The 22863-nt window shown below is 72.5% G+C and carries 17 protein-coding genes and 1 tRNA gene; 7 read left to right on the forward strand and 11 right to left on the reverse strand.

Annotation, left to right across the window (positions count from 1 at the left end; translation table 11 throughout):
- Positions 1-3 precede the first annotated feature (3 nt).
- From ilvA to K8Z49_RS19545, 3 genes are read right to left on the reverse strand one after another with little or no spacing between them, the layout of a single operon-like run.
- Complete coding sequence (gene ilvA / locus K8Z49_RS19535; protein WP_021600232.1) at positions 4-1227, reverse strand: threonine ammonia-lyase; 1224 nt, start codon at positions 1225-1227, stop codon at positions 4-6.
- A gap of 25 nt (positions 1228-1252) precedes the next feature.
- Complete coding sequence (locus K8Z49_RS19540; protein ID WP_412520175.1) at positions 1253-2203, reverse strand: ROK family protein; 951 nt, start codon at positions 2201-2203, stop codon at positions 1253-1255.
- Between the two features lie 50 nt (positions 2204-2253).
- On the reverse strand, positions 2254-3432 hold the full coding sequence (locus tag K8Z49_RS19545; RefSeq protein WP_024935975.1) for an FIST signal transduction protein: 1179 nt from the start codon (positions 3430-3432) through the stop codon (positions 2254-2256).
- Between the two features lie 155 nt (positions 3433-3587).
- Here K8Z49_RS19545 and K8Z49_RS19550 point away from each other — a divergent pair, with 155 nt between their 5' ends.
- From K8Z49_RS19550 to K8Z49_RS19560, 3 genes are read left to right on the forward strand one after another with little or no spacing between them, the layout of a single operon-like run.
- A complete protein-coding gene (locus tag K8Z49_RS19550; protein ID WP_024935976.1) occupies positions 3588-5009 on the forward strand; it encodes a sigma 54-interacting transcriptional regulator in 1422 nt (473 codons plus the stop codon).
- A 37-nt stretch (positions 5010-5046) separates the two neighbouring features.
- Positions 5047-7104 (forward strand): hypothetical protein, encoded by a 2058-nt coding sequence (locus K8Z49_RS19555; protein WP_111830147.1) that lies wholly within the window; start codon positions 5047-5049, stop codon positions 7102-7104.
- 59 nt (positions 7105-7163) lie between these two features.
- Positions 7164-7730, forward strand: a complete 567-nt coding sequence (locus K8Z49_RS19560) for a hypothetical protein (protein WP_021594987.1) — start codon at positions 7164-7166, stop codon at positions 7728-7730.
- Between the two features lie 27 nt (positions 7731-7757).
- Here the strand turns inward: K8Z49_RS19560 and K8Z49_RS19565 are convergent, their stop codons facing one another.
- Both K8Z49_RS19565 and K8Z49_RS19570 read right to left on the reverse strand, forming a co-directional pair.
- Positions 7758-8777 carry an alpha/beta hydrolase gene (locus K8Z49_RS19565; RefSeq protein WP_021594988.1) on the reverse strand — a complete coding sequence of 340 codons (1020 nt, stop codon included), beginning with the start codon at positions 8775-8777 and terminating at the stop codon, positions 7758-7760.
- 147 nt (positions 8778-8924) lie between these two features.
- On the reverse strand, positions 8925-10073 hold the full coding sequence (locus K8Z49_RS19570; RefSeq protein ID WP_075020859.1) for a cystathionine gamma-synthase: 1149 nt from the start codon (positions 10071-10073) through the stop codon (positions 8925-8927).
- 155 nt (positions 10074-10228) lie between these two features.
- Between K8Z49_RS19570 and K8Z49_RS19575 the strand changes: the two genes are divergently transcribed.
- The gene (locus K8Z49_RS19575; RefSeq protein WP_021594990.1) at positions 10229-12388 is read left to right on the forward strand and encodes an MMPL family transporter; all 2160 of its coding nucleotides are present in this window, start codon (positions 10229-10231) and stop codon (positions 12386-12388) included.
- Positions 12389-12523: 135 nt separating this feature from the next.
- Here the strand turns inward: K8Z49_RS19575 and K8Z49_RS19580 are convergent, their stop codons facing one another.
- A complete protein-coding gene (locus K8Z49_RS19580) occupies positions 12524-13915 on the reverse strand; it encodes a cystathionine beta-synthase (RefSeq protein ID WP_021594991.1) in 1392 nt (463 codons plus the stop codon).
- 186 nt (positions 13916-14101) lie between these two features.
- Here K8Z49_RS19580 and K8Z49_RS19585 point away from each other — a divergent pair, with 186 nt between their 5' ends.
- The 3 genes from K8Z49_RS19585 to K8Z49_RS19595 all read left to right on the forward strand — a co-directional run bounded on the left by K8Z49_RS19585 (position 14102) and on the right by K8Z49_RS19595 (position 17041).
- Positions 14102-15100, forward strand: a complete 999-nt coding sequence (locus K8Z49_RS19585) for an SGNH/GDSL hydrolase family protein (RefSeq protein ID WP_412520179.1) — start codon at positions 14102-14104, stop codon at positions 15098-15100.
- Positions 15101-15414: 314 nt separating this feature from the next.
- The gene (locus K8Z49_RS19590; protein ID WP_412520181.1) at positions 15415-16635 is read left to right on the forward strand and encodes an acetyl-CoA C-acetyltransferase; all 1221 of its coding nucleotides are present in this window, start codon (positions 15415-15417) and stop codon (positions 16633-16635) included.
- Positions 16636-16813: 178 nt separating this feature from the next.
- Entirely contained in the window at positions 16814-17041 is a 228-nt protein-coding gene (locus K8Z49_RS19595) for a DUF4287 domain-containing protein (RefSeq protein WP_021594994.1), read from the forward strand.
- 175 nt (positions 17042-17216) lie between these two features.
- On the opposite strand, the gene K8Z49_RS19600 is transcribed toward K8Z49_RS19595, so the two are convergent.
- The 5 genes from K8Z49_RS19600 to K8Z49_RS19620 all read right to left on the reverse strand — a co-directional run bounded on the left by K8Z49_RS19600 (position 17217) and on the right by K8Z49_RS19620 (position 22794).
- The gene (locus K8Z49_RS19600; RefSeq protein ID WP_021594995.1) at positions 17217-18023 is read right to left on the reverse strand and encodes a Bax inhibitor-1/YccA family protein; all 807 of its coding nucleotides are present in this window, start codon (positions 18021-18023) and stop codon (positions 17217-17219) included.
- A gap of 497 nt (positions 18024-18520) precedes the next feature.
- On the reverse strand, positions 18521-19894 hold the full coding sequence (locus tag K8Z49_RS19605) for an amidase (RefSeq protein WP_412520184.1): 1374 nt from the start codon (positions 19892-19894) through the stop codon (positions 18521-18523).
- A 300-nt stretch (positions 19895-20194) separates the two neighbouring features.
- Positions 20195-20270: transfer RNA gene (locus K8Z49_RS19610), tRNA-Leu, on the reverse strand.
- A 113-nt stretch (positions 20271-20383) separates the two neighbouring features.
- A complete protein-coding gene (locus tag K8Z49_RS19615; RefSeq protein WP_021594997.1) occupies positions 20384-21733 on the reverse strand; it encodes an NAD(P)/FAD-dependent oxidoreductase in 1350 nt (449 codons plus the stop codon).
- A gap of 239 nt (positions 21734-21972) precedes the next feature.
- Positions 21973-22794 (reverse strand): uracil-DNA glycosylase, encoded by an 822-nt coding sequence (locus tag K8Z49_RS19620; protein WP_021594998.1) that lies wholly within the window; start codon positions 22792-22794, stop codon positions 21973-21975.
- Positions 22795-22863 lie beyond the last annotated feature (69 nt).

Raw genomic sequence — 22863 nt, forward strand, 5'->3', positions numbered from 1 at the left:
CGGCTAGCTCAGCGTCAGGGTGTAGCCCTTCTCGCGAAGGCGCCCGATCACGTCTTCGGAGTGGCCGGCGCCGCGCGTCTCCAGGTGCATGAGGACTTCGGCCTCCTCCACGTGGAGGCGCGCGGCGACCCGCTCGTGCATCACGTCCAGGACGTTGACGCCCAGCTCGGCGAGCTCGCCCAGCAGCGTCACGAGCGCGCCCGGACGGTCCTTCAGCCGGCACCGGACGACGAGGTACCGCCCGGCGCCCGCGAGGCCGTGCCGCAGCACCTTCGACAGCAGCAGCGGGTCGATGTTGCCGCCCGACAGCAGGACCACCACGGGCGGCTCGACCGCGTAGGCGTGCTCCAGCAGCGCCGCCACCCCGGCGGCGCCGGCGGGCTCGACGACCTGCTTGGCGCGTTCGAGGCAGAGCAGCAGCGCCTGGGAGATGGACTCCTCGGTCACGGTGACGACGGCGTCGACCAGCTCGGTGAACATGGCGTAGGTCAGTTCGCCGGGACGGCCGACCGCGATCCCGTCCGCCATCGTCGGCTCCACCTCGATCTGCGCCGGCCCCCCGGCCGCGAGCGAGGGCGGGAACGCCGCGGCGCGCCTGGCCTGCGCGCCGACGAGCTTGATCTCGCCGCCGCCGGACTCCTTCGCCAGCCCCTTGGCCGCCGCCGCGATCCCGGACATCAGCCCGCCGCCGCCGACCGGCGCCACGATCGTCCGGACGTCGGGGCACTCCTCCATGATCTCCAGGCCGATGGTGGCCTGCCCGGCGACGACGTCGGGATGGTCGAACGGGTGGATGAACACCGCCCCGCACTCCTCGGCGTACTCCTGCGCGGCGACGAGGCACTCGTCCACGGTCGGTCCGGGGAACACGACCTCCGCGCCGTAGCCGCGGGTCGCGGCGATCTTGGGGAGCGGAGCGCCGACCGGCATGAACACCGTGGCCTTGCAGCCGAGCATGGACGCGGCGAGCGCGACGCCCTGCGCGTGGTTGCCGGCGCTGGCCGCCACGACGCCGCCGGCCCGCTCCTCCGGGGTCAGCCGGGCGATCCGCACGTACGCGCCGCGGATCTTGAACGAGCCGGTGCGCTGCAGGTTCTCGCACTTCAGCAGGACGGGCCCGCCGAGCTGCTCCGACAGCACCCGGGACGGGACCAGGGGGGTGGGCACGGCGACCCCGCCGAGCAGGTCGCGGGCCGCGCGGACGTCGTCGACACTGACGGCAGTCATGATCTGATCCTCGCACCCTCCGGACTCAGCCCGCACTCCAATAGCGATCTTGAGAGTGGATCAGGGCGGCGGCGCCGACGAGCCCGGCGGTCTGCCCGAGCACCGCCGGGACGATCCGCAGGCGGCGCGCGAACAGCATCCGGGCGTGCGCGCGGAACGCCTCCTCCAGCGGGTCGAAGAGCAGCTCGCCCGCCTGCGACAGGCCGCCGCCGATCGCGGCGACCTCCAGGTCGCACAGGTGCGTCGCGGACGCGAGCGCGAGGCCGATGGCGCGCCCGGCACGCCGCATCGCCGCGCCCGCGACGGGGTCCCCGCGGCGCGCGTCGGCGGTCAGCTCCACGCCGGTGGCGTCGCGCTCCCCCGGATCCCAGCCCTGCTCGCGCGCCCACGCGACCAGCCCCGGGCCGCGCGCGACCGCCTCCAGGCAGCCGCGGCCCCCGCACTCGCAGGGCGTGCCGCCGGGCTCGACGATGACGTGCCCGATGTGCCCGGCGTTGCCGCTGGCGCCGTTCACGAGGTGCCCGCCGAGGATCAGCCCGCCGCCGACGCCCGTGGACACCACCATGCCGAGGACGTTGCCGCGCCCGCGTCCCGCCCCCAGCCAGTGCTCGCCGACCGCGACGCAGATCGCGTCGTTGTGGACGCGGACCGGCACGCCCGGGTACCGGGCGGAGAGCCGGTCCCGCAGCGGGAAGCCGCGCCACGCGGGGATGTTCAGCGGGGACACCTGGGCGGCCGGCCACGTCATCGGGCCCCCGCAGCCGACGCCGACGCCCGCGAGCGGCGGGTCGCCCCCGGCGGCGACGACCTTGTCGAGCAGCCCCTGCAGCGCCCGCCACAGCTCCACGGCGTCCGTGCCGGGCTCGTTCGGGGTCGGGATCCGTTCGTGGGCGGCGATGCTCCCGTCCGGCGCGACGAGCGCGGCGGCCAGCTTCGTCCCGCCGATGTCCACCGCCAGAACCCGCGCTTCCCTCAACCGAGTCTCCTGCGGGGGGACGACCCCCCGCACCCCCCGGTTCGCTTCGCTCAAGTCAGGTCCTCCACCCTGCCGAAAGCCAGAATCGACGCGGTGAACCCGTGCACGTGGTTGCGTCCCGCGACCGGGCCGATCTCCCCGGCGGCGAAGAACCCGCCGACCCCGGCCGGCCCGAACGCGCGGTCGAGCACCTTCGCGTCATGGTCGGAGTCGGGGAACATCGCCTGGCCGCGCCCGTTGCAGGAGAACAGCAGCGCGCCCTCGACCGGCGCCAGGTCGAACCGCTCGAGCAGCGCGGCGAGGTCCTCCTCGGCGGCGCCCGCGTCCCGGACCTGGAACCGGACGGTCCGCCCGACGTCCACCACGTCGCCGATCGCGATGGCGCCGCTGTCGGTGTCGGCGCCCACCACCCCGCGGACCAGGAAGTCGCCGTGCTCGTGCTCGTCGGCGTACTCGTCCATCGCGACGCCGATCAGCAGCCCGCGCCCGGCCATCTCCTGCTCCTCCTCCGGCAGGCCGAGGACGATCTGCTCCAGCTTCTCCAGCGCGGGGACCCCGGCCAGCTCGTACAGGACGTTCTCCTCCGCCTTGGTCACCACCATGTCGGGGCCGATCGGGCGGGCGCCCTGGCTGACCACCGTGGCGGCGGCGACGGAACCGCCGATCACCACGCCGACCGCGCCGTCCCGGTGCACCTCGCCGCCGACGAACAGGCGGACCTCGCCGTGCCCGGTCTCGCCGAGCCCGCTGCCCTCGGCGAGCCCGCCGACCAGCGGCAGCCCCGGCAGCGCCTCGTCGGAGCGCTCCACGAACGCGTCCACCGGGAAGCTGTAGGGGTCGGCGAGCAGCACGCCGACCACGTCGTCGTCCTGCGCCTCCGGCATGCCGACCACGATGAGCCGGTCGTCCCCCTTGAGGGTCTCCAGCCGGAACGCGTCCAGCCGCGCCCCGGGCAGCACCGCCGCCCACGCGCTGACCGCGCCGCGCTCCTCCACGCCGCGCCCCGCGCCGATCACCCCCGACGCGCTGCAGCCGAGCAGCAGCGCGGGCCCGGCCGCCCGCTCGGCGGCCACCGCCGCGGCCTCGACCTCGTCCGGGTCGTCCCCCGTGACGAACACGCACACCAGGTCGGGCGCCGCGCTGAGCGGGGCGAGCGCCTGCTCGACCGCCGCCGCGGCGGCACTGGACAGATCGGGTCCGAGGGCCAGGCCATCACCGAATCGCGCCATCGGCGCCGCCTCCCTCACTCCGTTCGCCGGCTCGCTTCACACCTCCAGTCTCCCCCTCCGCACGCTCTCCACCCAAACACCTGCGGGACGGGGCAGCCCGGGCTATTCCCCGGCGGGGGTGCGATTCCGCGGGGAGGCGACGTAGTGTCGATCGCGTGCGTTCATCCACACCACGCGAATCAACACTGGGCGAGCTGCGCAACAGCGGTCACGCCCGGCTTTCCGTGAAGGCCGAGATCCGCCGGAACCTCCTCGACCGCCTGAGATCCGGCGAGCCCCGTTTCCCCGGCATCCTCGGGTTCGACGACACCGTCCTGCCCCACCTGGAGCGCGCCCTCCTCGCCGGGCACGACCTGGTGCTGCTGGGCGAGCGCGGGCAGGGCAAGACGCGGCTGATCCGCACCCTCGCCGGGCTGCTGGACGAGTGGACCCCGGTCGTCGCCGGCTGCGAGATCAACGACCACCCGTACGCGCCGGTGTGCGTGCGCTGCCGCCGGCTCGCCGACGAGCTGGGCGACGAGCTGCCGGTCGAGTGGCGGCACCGCGACGACCGGTACGGCGAGAAGCTCGCCACCCCCGACACCAGCGTCGGCGACCTCATCGGCGACGTCGACCCGGTGAAGGTGGCGGAGGGCCGCACGCTCGGCGACCCGGAGACCGTCCACTTCGGCCTCGTGCCGCGCACGAACCGCGGCGTCTTCTCCATCAACGAGCTGCCCGACCTGGCCGAGCGGATCCAGGTGGCGCTGCTGAACGTGCTGGAGGAACGCGACGTGCAGGTCCGCGGCTACGCGCTGCGGCTGCCGCTGGACGTCCTGCTCGTCGCCTCCGCCAACCCCGAGGACTACACCAACCGCGGCCGCATCATCACCCCGCTGAAGGACCGGTTCGGCGCGGAGATCCGCACCCACTACCCGCTGGAGCTGGACGCCGAGCTGGCGCTGATCCGGCAGGAGGCCGACTTCGCCGACCTCGCCGGGCTCCCCGCCGAGGTGCCCGACCACCTGGTCGAGGTGATCGGCCGGTTCACCCGGCTCGTCCGGGAGTCGACGGCGGTGGACGCACGGTCGGGCGTGTCCGCGCGGTTCGCGCTCGCCGGCGCCGAGACGGTCGCGGCGGGCGCGGTGCGGCGGGCGGCGCTCGCCGGCGAGGAGCGCGCGGTCGCCCGCGTCTGCGACCTCCAGGCGGTCGTGCCGTCGCTGATGGGCAAGGTGGAGTTCGAGGTCAGCGAGGAGGGCCGCGAGCAGGAGGTGCTGGAGCACCTGCTGCGCCGCGCGATCGCCGAGACCTACCGGCGGACGCTCGGCGCCGCCGACCTGAACGGGCTGCTGGACAAGTTCGACACCGGGGAGAGAGTGGAGTCGGGCGAGCTGGTGTCCGCGGCGGAGCTGCTGCGCCGCATCGGGCACGTGCCCGGCCTCGCCAAGATCATGGAACGGCTCGGCATGAGCGGGGAGTCCCCCGGGCAGGCCGCGGCCGCGCTGGAGTTCGCCCTGGAGGGGCTGTTCCTCACCCGGCGGCTCTCCAAGGACGTCGCCGACGGGCGCCCCGGCGGGACGGCCACCTACCGGACGTGACGCCGGGACCCGAGGTCTTCGCGGGCAAGGAGATTCGATGAGCCGATACCGCTACGGCGCCTACGAGGACGGCCCCGACCCGCTCGCCCCGCCGTACGACGTCCGGGACGCCCTGGACGCGATGGGCGACTCGGTGCTGGACGGCACCCGCCCGGACGACGCGCTCCGGGAGCTGCTGCGCCGCGGCCTCCCGGGCGCGCGGAACCGGCGCGGGCTCGACGACATGCTCCGCCAGGTGCGGGAGCGGCGCCGCGCGCTGCGCGACCGGGGCCGGCTGGACGGCACGCTGGAGCAGGCCCGCGCGCTGCTGGACACCGCGATCGGGCAGGAGCGGGCGGAGCTGTTCCCCGACCCGAGCGACGACGCGCGGGTGCGGGAGGCGGAGCTGGACACGCTGCCGTCCGACACCTCCCAGGCGATCCGGCGGCTGTCGGACTACGACTGGCGCTCCGACGCCGCCCGCCGCACCTTCGAGCAGCTGAAGGACCTGCTGCGCCGCGAGGTGCTGGACGCGCAGTTCCAGGGCATGAAGCAGGCCCTGGAGAACCAGGACCCGGCCGCCCTGGAGCGGGTCAAGGACATGATGGCCGCGCTCAACGAGATGCTGGAGCGGGACGCCCGCGGCGAGCACACCCAGGAGGACTTCGACCGGTTCATGCGGGAGTACGGGGACATGTTCCCCGACAACCCGCAGAACCTGGAGGAGCTGGTCGACTCCCTCGCCCGCCGCGCCGCCGCGATGGACCGGCTGCTGGCCTCGCTCAGCCCCGAGCAGCGCGCGGAGCTGGCCGGGCTGATGGAGCAGGCCATGCAGGACGCGGGCCTCGCCATGGAGATGACGCGGCTCGGCGACACGCTGCGGGCCCGCCGTCCCGACCTCGGCTGGGGCCAGTCCGAGCAGATGACCGGCGAGGACCCGCTCGGCATGGGCGACGCCACGACCGCGCTGGCGGAGCTGGCCGACCTCAGCGAGCTGGAGGCCGCGCTCGGGCAGGACTACCCCGGCGCGCGGCTCGACGACATCGACGAGGAGGCCGTCCGGCGGGCGCTCGGCCGGCAGGCCGTCGACGACCTGGCCGAGCTGCGCCGCATCGAGGCGGAGCTGGAGCGGCAGGGCTACCTGCGGCGCAACCGCGGCACGCTGGAGCTGACGCCGAAGGCGGTGCGGCGGCTCGGCGAGACGGCGCTGCGCCGGGTGTTCTCCCAGCTGACCTCCGGCCGGCAGGGCGACCACGACCAGCGCGACGCGGGCCAGGCCGGCGAGCTGACCGGGTCCAGCCGCGAGTGGCGGTTCGGCGACGAGCAGCCCCTCGACGTCGTCCGGACGGTGAGCAACGCGATCCGGCGCAGCGCCATGGACGGCGGCGCGGGGCTCGTCACCCGCCCGCCCGCCGCGAAGGTCGTCGAGCCCGGCACGGCGGACGTCGCGGAGATCAACGGCAACGGCCGCGGCGGGACGCGGCCCGGCGGGGTGCGCCTCAGCGTGGACGACTTCGAGGTGCAGGAGACCGAGCGCCGCACCGGCGCGGCCGTCTGCCTGCTCGTCGACCTGTCCTACTCGATGGTGCTGCGCGGGACGTGGGCCGTCGCCAAGCAGACCACGCTCGCCCTGCACACGCTCGTCACCAGCAAGTTCCCGCAGGACGCGATCCAGATCATCGGGTTCTCCAACTACGCCCGGGTGCTGCACCCGACGGAGATGGCGGGCCTCGACTGGGACATGGTGCAGGGCACCAACCTGCACCACGCCCTGATGATCGCGGGACGGCACCTGGACCGGCACCCCGACTTCGAGCCGATCGTCCTCGTCGTCACCGACGGCGAGCCGACCGCGCACCTGCGGCCCGACGGCCGCTCGCTGTTCGACTACCCGCCGTCCACCGACACGCTCGTCCTCACCCTCGCCGAGGTCGACAAGATGACGCGGCGGGGCGCCTGCATGAACTTCTTCATGCTCGCCGAGGACCGACGGCTCGTGTCGTTCGTGGAGGAGGTCGCGCGGCGCAACGGCGGCCGGGTGTTCGCGCCGGACGCCGAGCGGCTCGGCGAGTACGTCGTGAGCGACTACCTGCGGGTGCGGCGCGGCCGCCGCTGACGCCGCGGCGCCCCCGCGGGGACTCCGCCGGGGGCGCCGGGCGGGCTAATGTCGGCGTCATGTCGACTTCCGACCGCCTGCTGCTGGTCCTGCACATCGGTTTCGCGATCTTCACGCTGGGGCCGCTGACGGCCGCGACCATGTCCACTCCCCGCTACATCCGCAAGCGGAACGCGGTCGTGGTCCGCCACCTGCACCGCACCACCCAGATCTACGGGCTCGGCACGCTCGGCATCTTCCTGTTCGGGCTCGCCCTGGCCAAGGGCGACCTCGCCCAGGTGTGGCTGACGGTGTCGATGACGCTGTTCGTCGTCGCGCTCGTGCTGCTGCTGATCATCGACCGCGACCAGCGCCGGGCGGCGCATCTGCTGGAGGTCGCCGCGGCGGAGGAGGCGGCGGTCCCGGCCCGTCCCGCCGCCGCGGAGGTCACCGAGGCGGAGGACGGCGGGAAGGGCGAGCAGAAGGAGACGAAGACCGCGGCCGAGGAGGCCCCGTCCGCGCCCGAAGCGTCGAGCGCGGCGGGCGGCGAGATCGCCCAGGTCGAGCGGGGGCGGCTCGCCGCCATGTCCGGCGTCGTCGCGCTGATCTGGCTGGTGATCCTCGTGCTGATGGTCTGGAACGGCTGACGGCCCGCGGCCCGCCGCCGGACCTCGCTACCGGCCCGGCCGCAGGTGCTTCTTCAGCCAGTCGACGATCGTCGGGTAGGTCTGCTCGTCGTTCAGCATCTGCGAGGCGTGCATCTCGCCCTCGATGGTCTTCACGGTCGTCTGCACGCCCGCGGACCGCAGCGCGCCCGCCAGCCCGGTGCTCTGGGTGACGGGGACGAAGTCGCCGGTGGCGTGCATCAGCAGCATCGGCGCGTCGCCCGCGGAGACGTGGGTGACGGTGCTGGCGTCGTCCAGCCGCGTCCAGCAGTCCGGCGCGGCGGCCGCGCCCGGCACGCAGCGGACGAGGTCGGTGACGGCCACCCGCAGCTTGCGCTGGTTGGGCGTGGCCGCCGGCTTCTCGCCGTCCTGGAAGGCCAGGTACGGGTTGTTCGGCGGCGACAGCGCGATCACTCCGCGGACCTGCCGGGTGCCCGTCCCGAGCGTGCCGAGCTGCGTGGCGAGGTGCCCGCCGGCGGACGAGCCCATCACGGCCACGCGGTTCGGGTCGACGTTCCAGACCCGGGCGTGCTTCTTGATGAACGCGAGGGCCGACAGCGCGTCGTCGCGCTGCGCGGGCCAGGCGGCCTTCGGCGCCAGCCGGTAGTTCGCCGACAGGACGACGAAGCCCTCCTCGGTCAGCCGGCGCGCGAAGTACTTCCAGCCACCGCCCTTGTCGCCTTCGAGCCAGTAGCCGCCGTGCAGGAGCAGCAGGGCGGGGCGCGGCGTGGCGCGCGGCCCCGGGTCGCGCCAGTAGGCGTCGATCTTCTGGGCGGGCGCCCTGCCGTAGGCGTAGGTGCGGAACTTCGGCAGTTCCGGCGTCACCATGACCGCCTGCGCGGTGACGGTGGCGCCGGGCTCCCCGTCCGTGCCCTCCTGGCCGTTCCCCGGCCGCCCCGTGGACGACGCCGACGGGGAGCCTGTCCCGGGCGGAGCGGTCTGCGGCCCGGCGGACGGCTCCCCGGTCCCCGGCGCGGACGGAACGGACGCGCTGGGCGTCGGCGCCGGAGGGTTCGCGTGGGCTCCCACGGGAACGGCTACGGCGGAGACACACGTCGCGGCGAACGCCGCCCCACACACGAGTACTTTGCGCACCCCGGTCCCTTTCTTTACCGAACCTGGCGCGCCGAGTATAGATGTTTTGATCAAGGACGGCGGGGAATGGTCAGCTGATTTTCAGCCGAGCGCCCGGTCCAGATCCCTGAGCAGGTCGCTCGCGTCCTCGATCCCGACCGACAGCCGCACGAGGTCCGCGGGGACCTCCAGCGGCGAGCCGGCCGCCGAGGCGTGCGTCATCCGCCCCGGGTGCTCGATCAGCGACTCGACGCCGCCGAGCGACTCGCCGAGCGTGAAGAGCTTCGTCCGCTCGCACACCCGGACGGCGGCCTCCTCCGACTCCATCCGGAACGAGACCATGCCCCCGAACGCCCTCATCTGCTTCGCCGCGACGTCGTGGCCCGGATGGCCCGCCAGCCCGGGGTAGAGGACCTGCCGGACGGACGGGTGCCGCACTAGCATCTCCACGATCTTCTCGGCGTTCGCGCAGTGCCGGTCCATCCGGACGCCGAGCGTCTTGACCCCGCGCAGCGCGAGCCAGGCGTCGAACGGGCCCGCGACGGCCCCCATCGCGTTCTGGTGGAAGGCGAGGCGCTCCCCCAGCGCCGCGTCCGCCGCGACCAGCGCGCCGCCGACGACGTCGGAGTGGCCGCCGATGTACTTGGTGGTGGAGTGGACGACGACGTCCGCGCCGAGCTCCAGCGGGCGCTGGAGGTACGGCGAGGCGAAGGTGTTGTCGACGACGAGCAGCGCGCCCGCGTCGCGGGCGACGGAGGCCAGCACCGCGATGTCGGCGATGCCGAGCAGCGGGTTCGTCGGCGTCTCCACCCAGATGATCTTCGTCTCGGGGCGGACCGCGGCCCGCACGGCGTCGACGTCGGCGAGCGGCACCGGGTCGAACGCCACGCCCCACGGTTCGGCGACCTTCGCGAACAGCCGGTAGGTGCCGCCGTAGGCGTCGTTCGGGACGACGACGTGATCGCCGGGCCGGCAGACCGCGCGCAGCAGAGCATCCTCGGCGGCGAGCCCCGACGCGAACGCCAGCCCGCGCGCCCCGCCCTCGATCTCGGCCAGGCATACTTCCAGGGCGGTACGGGTCGGGTTGGCCGACCGGGAGTACTCGTAGCCGCCGCGCAGGCCGCCGACGCCGTCCTGCTTATAGGTGGAGACCTGGTAGATCGGCGGGACGACCGCGCCGGTGGCCGGGTCGGGCTCCTGCCCCGCGTGGATGGCCAGGGTCTCGAACCCCTGCTGAACCTCGTTGTCCATGGGTACGAGGCTATCCACCCGCCGCCCCTCCTCGAGGAGGAGAGGCTCCCCCGGAGGTATCACCCCCCATTTCGGCGCTGGGGGTGACCCCAACGCCGCGTCGGGTCTCTACCGTTTTACAGGTATCCCTACGACATTGATCTAAGGAAGCCCCCATGTTCGCTCGGCTCGCGCGCTTCGTCGTGAGACATCCGTGGTGGACCATCGTGGCCTGGCTCGTGGCCGCGGTGCTCATCATCGCCTTCTCCCCCAAGCTCACCACCGAGTCCGACCAGGGCGACTTCCTGCCCTCGAAGTACGAGTCGGTCCAGGCCCTCGAGATCGCCGAGAAGGCGTTCCCGCAGCAGGAGGACACCTCCTCGCTGATCGTCGTCAAGCGCTCCGACGGCAAGCCGCTGACGGCCCAGGACACCGCCCGGGTGAACGAGGCCGCCAAGTCCCTGAACGCCGACAAGCCGCCGACGGTCCTCGGCTTCGCGACCGGCGCGGAGGCGGTGGCGCCGAACAAGGCCGTCCAGGTGATCATGGTGCCGATGAAGGGCACCTCGATGGCCGACAGCGAGAAGCAGGGCGACGCGGTCAAGGAGATCCGCAAGGACCTCCCCACGCTGCTGAACGGCAGCGGTCTGGAGGCCAAGGTCGGCGGTGACGTCGCCGGCTTCGTCGACAACGAGGACTCGTTCAACCAGTCCTTCGAGATCGTCGGCATCGCCACCTTCGTGCTGATCATCGGCCTGATCCTGGTGATCTTCCGGGCCCCGTTGGCGGCGGTGCTGCCGATCGTCGTGATCATGGTGACGATGCAGGTCTCGATGGGCCTGATCGGCGCCGCCTCGAAGCTGTTCGGCTTCTCCGGCGACGACAGCCTCAGCACCATCATCCTGATCGTGCTCTTCGGCATCGGCGCCGACTACTACCTGTTCCTGATGTTCCGGTTCCGGGAGCGGCTGCGGGCCGGCGACGACAAGAAGACCGCGATGATCACCGCGGTGGAGCGGGTCGGCGAGGTCATCTCCTCGGCCGCCGCCGCCATCGCCGTCACCTTCCTGGTCCTGCTGCTCGCGACGTTCGGCGTGTTCAGCGCCTGGGGCCCGTCCCTCGCCATCGCCGTGGTGGTGATGGGCATCACCTCGCTGACGCTGTTCCCGGCCCTCGTGTCGCTGCTCGGCACCGCCGTCTTCTGGCCCTCCAAGGCGTGGAAGAAGCAGCCGAAGGGGACGATGTCCGCGGCCATCGGCCGGGGCGTCGGCAAGCGCCCCGCGATCGCGGCGGCGGCGTCCGGGCTGGTGCTGGTCGTGCTGGCGCTCGGCGCCCTCGGGTTCAAGGCGGACTACGACTTCGCCGCCGGCTTCCCGCAGGACACCGAGTCCGCGCAGGCCACCAAGGACATGGAGAAGGGCTTCCCGCCCGGCCTGACCACCCCGGTCCAGGTGTTCCTCAAGAGCGACGGCGGGCAGCCGATCACCCAGCAGCAGCTGGCCTCCTTCTCGGAGGCGGCCAAGACCGCGCCCGGCGTCGGCCGCGTCCAGCAGCCCGTCCCGGGCCAGGACAAGTCCGTGGCCCGCGTCGACCTCCTGCTGAAGGTCAATCCCGCGTCCAACGAGGCGATCAGCCTGGTCAAGGACGACCTGGCGCCAGCCGTGCACAAGGCGGCGCCGGAGGGCACCCGCGCCTACGTCGGCGGCTCGACGGCGATCTTCGCCGACATCAACGCCGTCAACAACCGCGACCTGTCGGTGATCCTGCCGGTGGCGGCGGTGCTGATCGCGATCATCCTGGCCCTGCTGCTGCGGTCGGTGGTGGCGCCGCTCTACCTGGTGGTGGCGGTGCTGCTGGGCTTCGCCGCGACGCTCGGCTCCGCGGTGTACGTCTTCCAGGGCGCGATGGGCGAGGCCGGGGTGACCTTCCAGCTGCCGATCGTCCTCTACCTGTTCGTGCTGGCCATCGGGACCGACTACAACATCCTGATGACGGCGCGGCTGCGCGAGGAGGCCAAGGAGGGCCACGAGCCGCGGAAGGCGGCGGCCCTGGCCGTCCAGCACGGCGGCCCGACGGTCGCCGCGGCGGGACTCATCCTGGCCGGCACCTTCTCGGTGATGATGCTCGCGCCGGTGTCGATGCTCCAGCAGATGGGCTTCTCCGTCGCGATCGGCATCGCCCTGTCGGCCTTCGTGATGTCGACGTTCCTGGTGCCGGGGCTCACCGCGATGCTGGGCCACAAGGCCTGGTGGCCGGGGCACGGCGACGAGCCGGACACGCCGCTGCGGCCCGCCGACACGCGGGAGGACTTCGCCCCGACCGGGTACCGCGGCTAGCCGCGGCGCCCCCGAGACGTCGGGTTGCGGAGCCCGGCCCATAACGCCGCCCACCGGCTGGGCCCCGCAACCCGACACCTGAAGAAGAGCGCCTGGAGATCACCGCGATCTCCAGGCGCTCCTCTGCGTCCGGGGTCAGCCGGTGGCGTCGGACAGGAAGGCGAGCAGGTCCTGGCGGGTGATCAGGCCCTTGGGCTTGCCGTCCACGAGGACGACCGCGGCCCCGGACTTCTCCAGGACGCCGACGGCCTTGCTGACGGGCTCGCCGGAGCCGAGCGTCGGCAGCGGCGCCGCCATGTGCGCCTCCACGGGCTCGGTCATCTTGGCCCGGCCCTGGACCATGATGTCGAGCAGGTCGGTCTCCCCGACCGAGCCGACCACCTCGGCCGCCATGACCGGCGGCTCCTCCTTCATCACCGGCAGCTGCGACACCTCGTACTCGCGCATGATGGCGATCGCGGTCTGCACGGTCTCGTGCGGGTGGACGTGCACGAACTCCGGCAGCGTGCCGCCCTTGCGGGTGAGCACCTCGCCGACCCGGGCCTCCTCGGTGGACGGGGTGAGGAACCCGTAGTCCGCCATCCAGGCGTCGTTGAAGATCTTGCCGAGGTAGCCGCGGCCGCCGTCCGGCAGCAGCACGACGATCACCGCGTCGGGGTCGGCCCGCTCGGCGACGCGCAGCGCGGCGACGACCGCCATCCCGCAGGAGCCGCCGACGAGCAGCGCCTCCTCGCGGGCGAGCCGCCGGGTCATCGTGAAGGAGTCCTTGTCGGACACCGCGATGACGTCGTCGCAGATGTCGCGGTCGTAGGTCTCCGGCCAGATGTCCTCGCCGACGCCCTCGGTGAGGTAGGGGCGGCCGCTGCCGCCGGAGTACACCGAGCCCTCCGGGTCGGCACCGATGATCTGCACCCGCCCGCCGGAGACCTCCTTGAGGTACCGGCCGGTGCCGCTGATGGTGCCGCCCGTGCCGATCCCCGCGACGAAGTGGGTGATGCGCCCCTCGGTCTGCTCCCACAGCTCCGGACCGGTCGTCTCGTAGTGCGACCGCGGATTCTGCGGGTTGGTGTACTGGTTCGGCTTCCAGGCGTCCGGGATCTCGGCGACGAGGCGGTCGGACACCGAGTAATAGGAGTCGGGGTGCTCGGGGTTCACCGCCGTCGGGCAGACGACGACCTCGGCGCCGTACGCGCGCAGCACGTCGATCTTGTCCTTGCCGACCTTGTCGGGGCAGACGAAGACGCAGCGGTAGCCGCGCTCCTGCGCCACGATGGCGAGCCCGACCCCGGTGTTGCCGGACGTCGGCTCGACGATCGTCCCGCCGGGCCGCAGCTCGCCGGACCGCTCGGCGGCGTCGATCATGCGGACCGCGATGCGGTCCTTCACCGAGCCGCCGGGATTGAAGTACTCCACCTTGGCCAGCACCTGCGGCCGGGGGCCGCCGGCCCGCCGCCCCTGGGTGACCTTGCGCAGTCGAACGAGCGGGGTGTTGCCCATCAGTTCGACGAGCGAGTCGTGTACGTGCACCGCGACATCCTTGTCGTTCAGTGTGTGGATCTGACCGTTGCGTCCGTGTTTCCGCCGCCGGTCACGCGTGGGAACGGGCGCGGGTCCGGAAGGTTTCCCGTTTCCGACGTTAGCCGAGAACGGCGCCCGCAGGTATCGCCGCCCCCGCGCGCGGGTAGGAACTAAATCACGGAGGGTCAACGCAGCATGTTGAGGGCATTCACGGCACGCCGCATCGCGGCGGCCGCGGCTTATGGCGGCGGAGGAATCACGGCCCTGGGCGGCATCACGTTCGGCCTTCTGGTGATGGAGGCCCGGCTCGCCCGGAGGATCATCTCGGCGACGCCCAACGGCGACCCGCCCGTGGCGGACGGGCTGTACGGCGAGGAGCACGGCGGCTCCCCGCTGTCGCTGGTCATGCTGGGCGACTCGACCGCGGCCGGGCTCGGCGTCCACACCCCGGAGGAGACGCCGGCCGCGCTCCTCGCGAGCGGCCTGGCGGCGATCGCGGGCCGGCCCGTCCGGGTGACGAACGTGGCCCGGTCCGGCTCCCGCTCGCACGCGCTGCGCGGCCAGGTCGACCGGGCGCTGCAGGCCCGTCCCGACGTCGCGGTCATCATGATCGGCGCCAACGACGTGACGGCGCGGGTGCCGCCCGCCGAGTCCGTCCGGCATCTCGGGTACGCGGTCGAGCGGCTGCGCGCCGCCGACGCGATGGTGGTGGTCGGCACCTGCCCCGACCTCGGCTCGGTCAAGTCGCTGATGCCGCCGCTGCGCTGGTTCGCGCGCCGCGCGAGCCGCCAGCTCGCCGCGGCGCAGACGGTCGCGGTCGTCGAGCACGGTGCCCGCTCGGTGTCGCTCGGCGACCTCCTCGGCCGCGAGTTCGCCGCCGACCCGCTCTCGATGTTCAGCGAGGACCGCTACCACCCGTCCGCCCGCGGGTACGCCGCCGCGGCGGCGGCCGTGCTGCCCTCGATGGCGTCGGTGCTCGACCTGGAGCACGACCCGGCGGGCCACCTCGACCAGGACGTCATCCCCATCTACCGCGCGGCCGTGGAGGCCGCCGAGCGGGCCGGCACCGAGGTGTCGGGCGCGTCGGTGGGCGGCCGCGACCGGGGTCCCCGCGGACGCTGGGCGCGCCTCCTGCGCCGCAGGTCCCCCGCCCGCGACGTGCCGCCCGCCCCGGCGGCACCCGACCCGGCCTGAGCGGCCGGGTACGCGGGACCGGGACCCGTCCGGTCACCTGTGACGAGCCCCGGTCGTCCGCCGCACCGGCCGGTCCCCCCGCCCACACTCGCGCGGACCGGCCGGTGGCGCCGGTACCAGCGTCCGGCGCCCGGCGTCCCGGGCACATGGGGCGGCCGTCATCCCCCCGCCGGGACACCTGTAAGCGCACGCTTATGGCCGGGGTCCCGTCCACCGAGCCCAGGGGGCGGCATGTACGGCCCGAGGGGCCAGCGGTTAGATTGCCCGTGACCGGCGAGTAACGCCGTGACGGCCGCTGAGACAGGAGACCCGCAATGCCCGAGGCAGTCATCGTCGCAACCGCGCGCTCGCCGATCGGCCGCGCCTTCAAGGGGTCGCTCAAGGACATCCGGCCCGACGACCTCACCGCCCAGATGGTCACCGCCGCGATGGCGAAGGTCCCGCAGCTGGATCCGAGCCAGATCGACGACCTGCTGCTCGGCTGCGGGCTGCCCGGCGGCGAGCAGGGCTACAACATGGCGCGCGTGGTGTCGGTCCTGCTCGGCTGGGACGGCGTGCCCGGCGCCACCATCACCCGGTACTGCTCGTCCTCGCTGCAGACGACCCGGATGGCCCTGCACGCCATCCGCGCGGGCGAGGCGGACGTCATCGTCTCCGCGGGCGTCGAGACCGTCAGCCGGTTCGCCAAGGGCAGCAGCGACGGCCTCCCCGACACGCAGAACCCGCTGTTCGCCGACGCCGAGGCCCGCACCGCCAAGGCGGGCGAGGGCGGCGCCCCCGTCTGGCACGACCCGCGCGAGGACGGCGCCCTGCCCGACATCTACATCGCGATGGGCCAGACGGCCGAGAACGTCGCCAGCCTGCGCGGCCTCTCCCGGCAGGCGCAGGACGAGTTCGGCGTGCGCTCGCAGAACCTCGCCGAGAAGGCCCTCGCCAACGGGTTCTGGGAGAAGGACATCACGCCGGTGACGCTGCCGGACGGCTCGGTCATCGCCAAGGACGACGGCCCCCGCCCCGGCACCACCTACGAGAAGGTCTCCCAGCTCCAGCCGGTCTTCCGGCCGGACGGGACGGTCACCGCGGGCAACTGCTGCCCGCTGAACGACGGCGCCGCCGCCGTGGTGATCATGAGCGACACCAAGGCCGCCGAGCTCGGCATCACCCCGCTGGCCCGGATCGTCTCGACCGGGGTCACCGGCCTGTCCCCCGAGATCATGGGCCTCGGCCCGGTGGAGGCGTCCCGCAAGGCGCTGGCGAAGGCCGGGATGACCATCGACGACATCGACCTCGTCGAGATCAACGAGGCGTTCGCGGCGCAGGTGCTGCCGTCCGCCGAGGACCTCGGCATCGACATCGACAAGCTCAACGTCAACGGCGGCGCGATCGCGGTCGGCCACCCGTTCGGCATGACCGGCGCCCGCATCACCTCCACGCTCCTCAACGGGCTGAAGTTCCACGACAAGCAGTTCGGGCTGGAGACCATGTGCGTGGGCGGCGGCCAGGGCATGGCGATGGTGGTGGAACGCCTGTCCTGAATCCCGGCGCTGGGATGGCCCGTATGGCACGCCATGCGGGCCACCTGCGCGTTTCGGAGAGAACCCCCGTTACAGATGATCTACGTAACGTAATAGATAGGTCCCCGTTAGGGGGTTGTCACATCCGGGGTGGTGATGCAGAGTCGGCAGGAAGAGCCCCGCGACCTGGAGGTGCCAATTGTCACTGAACCACTCGCCGGAGACGCACAGCAAGTTGATCGCCCGCATTCCGCAAGTCACAGGACGTGACATCCCCGAGTGGTTCACCACCATCGAGAACGGGCCGTCGTTCACCCGCTGCGAGGAACGCAGCACCTGGCTGGCCGACGAGCACAACCTCTCCCACGGCTATGCCGCGGCCCTGGTGCGCGAGCACGAGCGCACGCGACGGGCGCGCCACTACTGAACGCGCGCCGCACCGAACTTCATACGCGTAACTTCATACGTGTCCATTCGTGGCGGGATCCCGCCAACGGACGCCCCCGCCGTCGTGCCGCCAAGGCGCCACGACCCTGGCGCAGAGATCCCGCACAGATCAGCCCCACGCCACCGGCGCGGGGCTGATCATTGCCCGGCGGGGCCTAGTCGCGTCCGCTGAAGTAGCTGAGCAGCCGCAGGATCTCCAGGTAGATCCACACCAGGCTCAGCACCAGCCCGAACGCGCAGTACCAGGCGAACTTCTCCGGCGCGCCGGAACGGACGCCCTGCTCGATCGAGTCGAAGTCGAGCAGCAGGAAGAAGCAGCCGACGAGGATCGCGACGACGCTGAAGACGTAGGCGAGCGGGTTGCCGGGGTCGCGGATGCCGATCCCGTCCTCACCGCCGAAGGCGCTCACCAGCAGGTTGATGATCATCAGCGCGATCAGCGCGACGCCGGCGGCGATCACGAACTTGGCGAACTTGGGCGTGACGCGGACGATGCGCAGCGCGTAGACGGCGAGGGTCGCACCGAACGCCAGCGCCGTCCCGATCACGGCCTGGAAGACGATGCCGTTGTAGACGTCGTTGTAGGCGTGGCTGATGATGCCGACGACGACGCCGTACACGGCGGCGAACGCCAGCACCATGGGCGCGTTGGCCTTGCGGCCGAACGTGATGAACGCCCAGATCCCGATCTCCGCGACGAGCGCGAGCACCAGCACGGGGACGGCCAGGTCGGTGGGCACCAGCACCCACGCCAGCGCCGCGGTGATCACCAGCAGCGCCAGGGTGGCGAACCCGCGGACGACGACGTCGTCCATGGTCATCGCCCGGACCTGCGGCGGCGCCGCGTAGCCGGGAGCGTAGGGTCCGGGTCCGTGCTCCGCCGGGCCGTACCCGGGGGCGCCGTACCCCGTGGCCCGCTGGTCGAAGGCGTTCCCCCGGAACGCGGGGTTTCTGCTCTCCATCAGTCTCTCCAGTTCGGCCGATGTGACACCAAGCCAACCACACCCCGACGCCTTTGGGCCGTAGCAGAACCCACCCTCATGAACGAAACAGAAACCAACCCTCTCGGACGACGTAGAAACGCCCCCTTGGACGACGCAGGACGGGCCCTCTCGGAGAGGCGCCAAGCCCGAGCACGAACCTCAATGAGCACCCGCGGGTCGGGTGGCCGGAGGGCGCTCTGGCGCCCGGAGGTCGCCCGACCCGACGGGCGGGGAGCCGCTTTGCGAGACGCGCCAGCGGATCGGAAAGCGGCTCCCCGCCCGCAACGGGGGTTCCAGGGGGTCGCCCCCCCCTGGGCAAATACAGGGCCCCTGGCGGGAGTACCAAAGGATGGGAACAGGGCTGACCTGCGGATTCGTATCCGCGTCTGTAGCGCGCTTCTCGTTCCCCTTTTGGTCAAGACACGGTTGGGAGACCGGGCTGGGATGGGCGGGGCCGGCCAGCCAGGACGGGCACGTCAGGGCTGGAGTGGCGGGCGACGGTCGCGGACCGGGCTGACCGACTCGAGTCGTTCGGCCAGTGCGAGGAGGTCGTTGTCGGCCCACCAGGTGCCGATGAGCTGGACACCGATGGGCAGGCCGCCCGCGGTCGTCCCAAACGGCAGCGAGACGGCGGGCAGGCCGGTGAGGTTGAATGGCACCGTCGCCCGCATGACGTTGCGGGCTGGCACTTTCTCCCCGCCGACAACGTAACTGGATTGCGCATGCGGCGGCGCCGGGATCGTCACCACCGGGCAGACGAGCACATCGTAGGCCTGGAACCAGTGCGTGAACACCGACCTCAGTTGTTCCACCTCGCCTTCGGCAGCAAGGTAGTCGGCGATCGTGACGTCCGGTGCCTGGAGCGTCCGCGCGATCACCGGGTGCAACTCCGCCTCCCGCCCGGCCGTGATGCCGCGCAGGTAGGGCAGCATCTCAGCGGTGAACAGCGTCGCCGAGATCCGCGTGCAGTCGTGCTCGGCAAGCCACGGGACGCCGACCTGCTCGACCTGGAGACCGAGGTCGGACAGAGCCACAGCCGCCGACGCCACCGTATCGGCCACCTCCGGGTCGATCGGGCCGAACGCGTCGGTGGTCCAGCCGATCCGGGCGGGCCCGCCGGGCCGGGCGGCGGCCAGGGCGGCCGCGTAGGGGTCCCGCCCGTCGGGGCCTTCCAACAGCGACAGCGCCAGCCGCAGGTCACGCACGCTGCGCGCCATCGGGCCGGCATGCCACCAACGCCGCAGCGCGTGCGGGAAATGACCGGTGCACGGCACCCGCCCATGGGTGGGTTTGATTGAGGCGATGCCGGTGTCGTGAGCCGGTCCGCGCACGGAGATCGCGACATCACTGCCCAGGCCGAGCGGCGACAGACCCGCCGCGATGGCCGCAGACTCGCCTCCACTGGAGCCGCCGGGGGTGCGCTCGGGGTCGTAGGGGTTGAGCGACCGGCCGGCGACCAGGTTGTCGGTCTCGGTCCAGTACGACATCTCCGGCAGGTTGGTCTTCGCCAACGGGATTCCGCCCGCAGCCCGCAGCCGCGCCACGGCGGTGGCGTCGGCGTCCGGGACGTGATCGGCGAACAACGACGATCCCCGGGTGGTCCGCACGCCTTCGGTGTCGAACGAGTCCTTGATCGTGAACGGCACGCCACCCAGCGGCCCGGTGCGCGAGCGAGCGGCAGCGGCGAGGGCCTGCTCGCCCAGCACGGTGACGAACGCGTTGACCCGCTCGCCCAGCGCCTCGATGCGATCCAGATGCGCCTGCACGACCTCGACCGCGGTGACCTCGTCGACGGCTATAAGGCGCGCCAGCTCGGTCGCGTCGAGCCAGACCAAATCCGCGGTGTCCATAGTCGATGATCGTAATGCTGGGAGCCAGCACCCATCGTGGGCGGCGCCCCGAGCCGCGCAACGCGGCGGCGAGACCGTGACCGCTGCACGCGGTTCGTCGGACCCGACCGGGCGAAGAGCGCAGTCGTGAGATGTGCCGCATCACCCTGACCGGCCCCACCATCACCGCCGCCAGCCGAACCGCCCACGACGCGGCCGTCATCTCGCTCGACGATGCACGGCAGCGCCGACAATGGCGCAAACAAGAGAATACGGAACAGGACCGCCACCCATCGGGCGATGGTCCTGTTCCCATCCTTGTGGTGCCCCTGGTCGGACTCGAACCGACACAATGGCTCTTTTAGGGAGCCCGCCTCTGCCATTGGGCTACAGGGGCGGCGTCATCATATCGAGTCAGCGGTCGGCGCCGCCGGTCGCGAGGGCCGTGGAGCAGGGGCTCGGGCGGCCGGGTCCGGCCAGTGGAACGGTCCGGCCGGTCAAGGGGACCGGTCAGGTGTCGCGCTGGCGGCCCGCGGCCAGTTCGAACTCCTGGCGCGGCCATTCCAGTTCGCCCAGCGAGACGATCTCACGCTGGAAGAACAGCGCGAGCGTCCAGTCCATGGTGATCCGGAACTTGCGGTTGACGGTCGGCATCCGCGACAGATGGTAGGTGCGGTGCATGACCCAGGCGGGCAGCCCGCGGAGCTTCACCCCGTAGACGTTCGCGACGCCCTTGTGGAGACCGAGGCTCGCCACGGACCCGACGTAGGCGTGCCGGTAGGGCTTCCTGGGCTTGCCGCGCACGTCGGCCGCGATGTTGTCGCCGAGGCGCTTGGCCTGCCTGACCGCGTGCTGCGCGTTGGGCGCGGTGAACTCCCCCTTTCCGGTGAGGTCGGGGACGGCCGCGTTGTCGCCGGCGGCGTACACGTGCTCCAGCCCGTCCACGGTCAGCTCGGCGGTCGTCTTGACGCGTCCCTTGCCGTCGAGGGGAAGGTCGCTCTCCCGGACGACGGGATGCGGTTTCACGCCCGCTGTCCAGACGAGCGTGCCGGCGTCGAACTCCTCGCCGTCGCTCAGCACGATGCGCCGCTTCTCGGCGGACTTGAGGAGGGTCTCCAGCTTGACCTCGATGCCGCGGCGGCGCAGGGCGTCGGCGGTGTGCCGACCCATCTCGGGCCCCACCTCGGGCAGGATCCGGTCGGTCGCCTCGACCATCATCCAGCGCATCTCGCCGGCGTCGATGGTCGGGTACCACTTGCAGGCGTCCCGGGCCATGTCCTCCAGCTCGGCCATGGCCTCGATGCCCGCGAAGCCGGCGCCGACGAAGACGAACGTCAGCGCCCGCCTCCGGACGTCCTCGTCGCCGGGGTTCGAGGCGGCGATGTCGAGCTGGTGCAGGACGTGGTTGCGCAGGAAGATCGCCTCTTCGACGGTCTTGAAGCCGATGCCGCAGTCGGCCAGGCCGGGGATGGGCAGCGTCCGCGAGATGGAGCCGAGGGCGACGACGAGCATGTCGTAGTCGATGTCGCGCTCCGGGACCCCGGCGGTGCTCGCCCCGGCCGGCCGGATGGTGAGGCGCCTGGACGCGTGGTCGATCCGCGTGACGAACCCGTTCACGACGCGGCAGCGCTTCAGGACCTTGCGCAGCGGTGCCACCACGTGCCGCGGCTCCAGGTTCCCCGCCGCCGCCTCGGGCAGGAACGGCTGGTAGGTCATGTAGGACTGGGGGTCGATGACGGTGACGCCGACCTCGCCCCGGCGCAGCTCACCGCGCAGCTTCTTCTGCAGCCTCAGGGCGGTGTACATGCCGACGTACCCGCCGCCGACGATGACGATCTGTCTGGTGCGCTGAGAAGCCATGCCTGAGCGATACCCGCATCCGGGACAGGTTCACGTCTTTGCCCGCGTGGCGAACTTCTCGCCCGATTCCCGCATCACACCGTACGTACCACCAGAAAGCAGACGGCGAGGCCAGGGCCGGACGGGGGCGCCAAGCGGCCGCGGGCGGCGGACCGGTGCAGGGGCCGGTCCGCCGCGCCACGGCCGCTTGGCCAAGGCCCTGCCTCGCCGTCGGGCCCCCTCGGGGGAGGGGCCCGGCGTCACCGGTGGTCGCGGGCGCGGGTGAAGACCGCGTCCAGCATGTCCTCGGTGACCCGGCCGGTGAAGGTGTTCTGCTGGCTCGGGTGGTAGCAGCCCAGCAGCAGCACCGGATCGCGGCGGGTCACCGAGGGCGGCGGCGCCAGCTCCACCTCGGCGCCGTGGCCGAACTTCGGGCGCGGGCGCGGCAGCCCGTAGCCGGCCTGGCGCAGCGCCGGCCACACCCCCTGCCACGCGAACCCGCCCAGGCAGACCACGCACCGGACGCTCGGCGCCACCTCCTCGACCTCGCGGGCCAGCCACGGCAGGCAGGTCGTCCGCTCCAGCGGCGACGGCTTGTTGTCCGGCGGGGCGCAGCGGACGGTCGCCGCCATCCGGGCGCCGATCAGCCGTTGCCCGTCGCCGGCGTGCACGCTCGTCGGCAGCGCGGCCAGCCCGACCCGGTGCAGGGACGCGAACAGCCAGTCCCCCGACCGGTCGCCGGTGAAGATCCGCCCGGTGCGGTTGCCGCCGTGCGCGGCCGGCGCGAGGCCGACGATGAGGATCCGCGGCTCGGCCTCGCCCCATCCGGCGATGGGGCGTCCCCAGTACTCCTCGTCCGCGAACGCCCGGCGCCGCTCGACGGCCACCTTCTCCCGCCACGCCACCAGCCGGTCGCAGGCGCGGCACACCGACTGGCGGGCGCACAGCTCGTCCAGATCCGGCGCCTTGGCGGCCAGGTCGAGGACCTCGCCGGCGTCGTGCGCGACGGGCGTGCCGGGGGCGGCGGGGTCCTCCGGCCACCCCGACCCGGGTGGCACGAAGGGGGCGTTGGCGGACGGCATACCACCGATCGTCCCACGCCACAGGCGGTGGCCGGGTTCCGCCCATGACCGGTGAGAACCGGCATCGGT

The organism is Actinomadura madurae, assembly GCF_047130825.1.
Taxonomy (GTDB): Bacteria; Actinomycetota; Actinomycetes; order Streptosporangiales; family Streptosporangiaceae; genus Spirillospora; species Spirillospora madurae.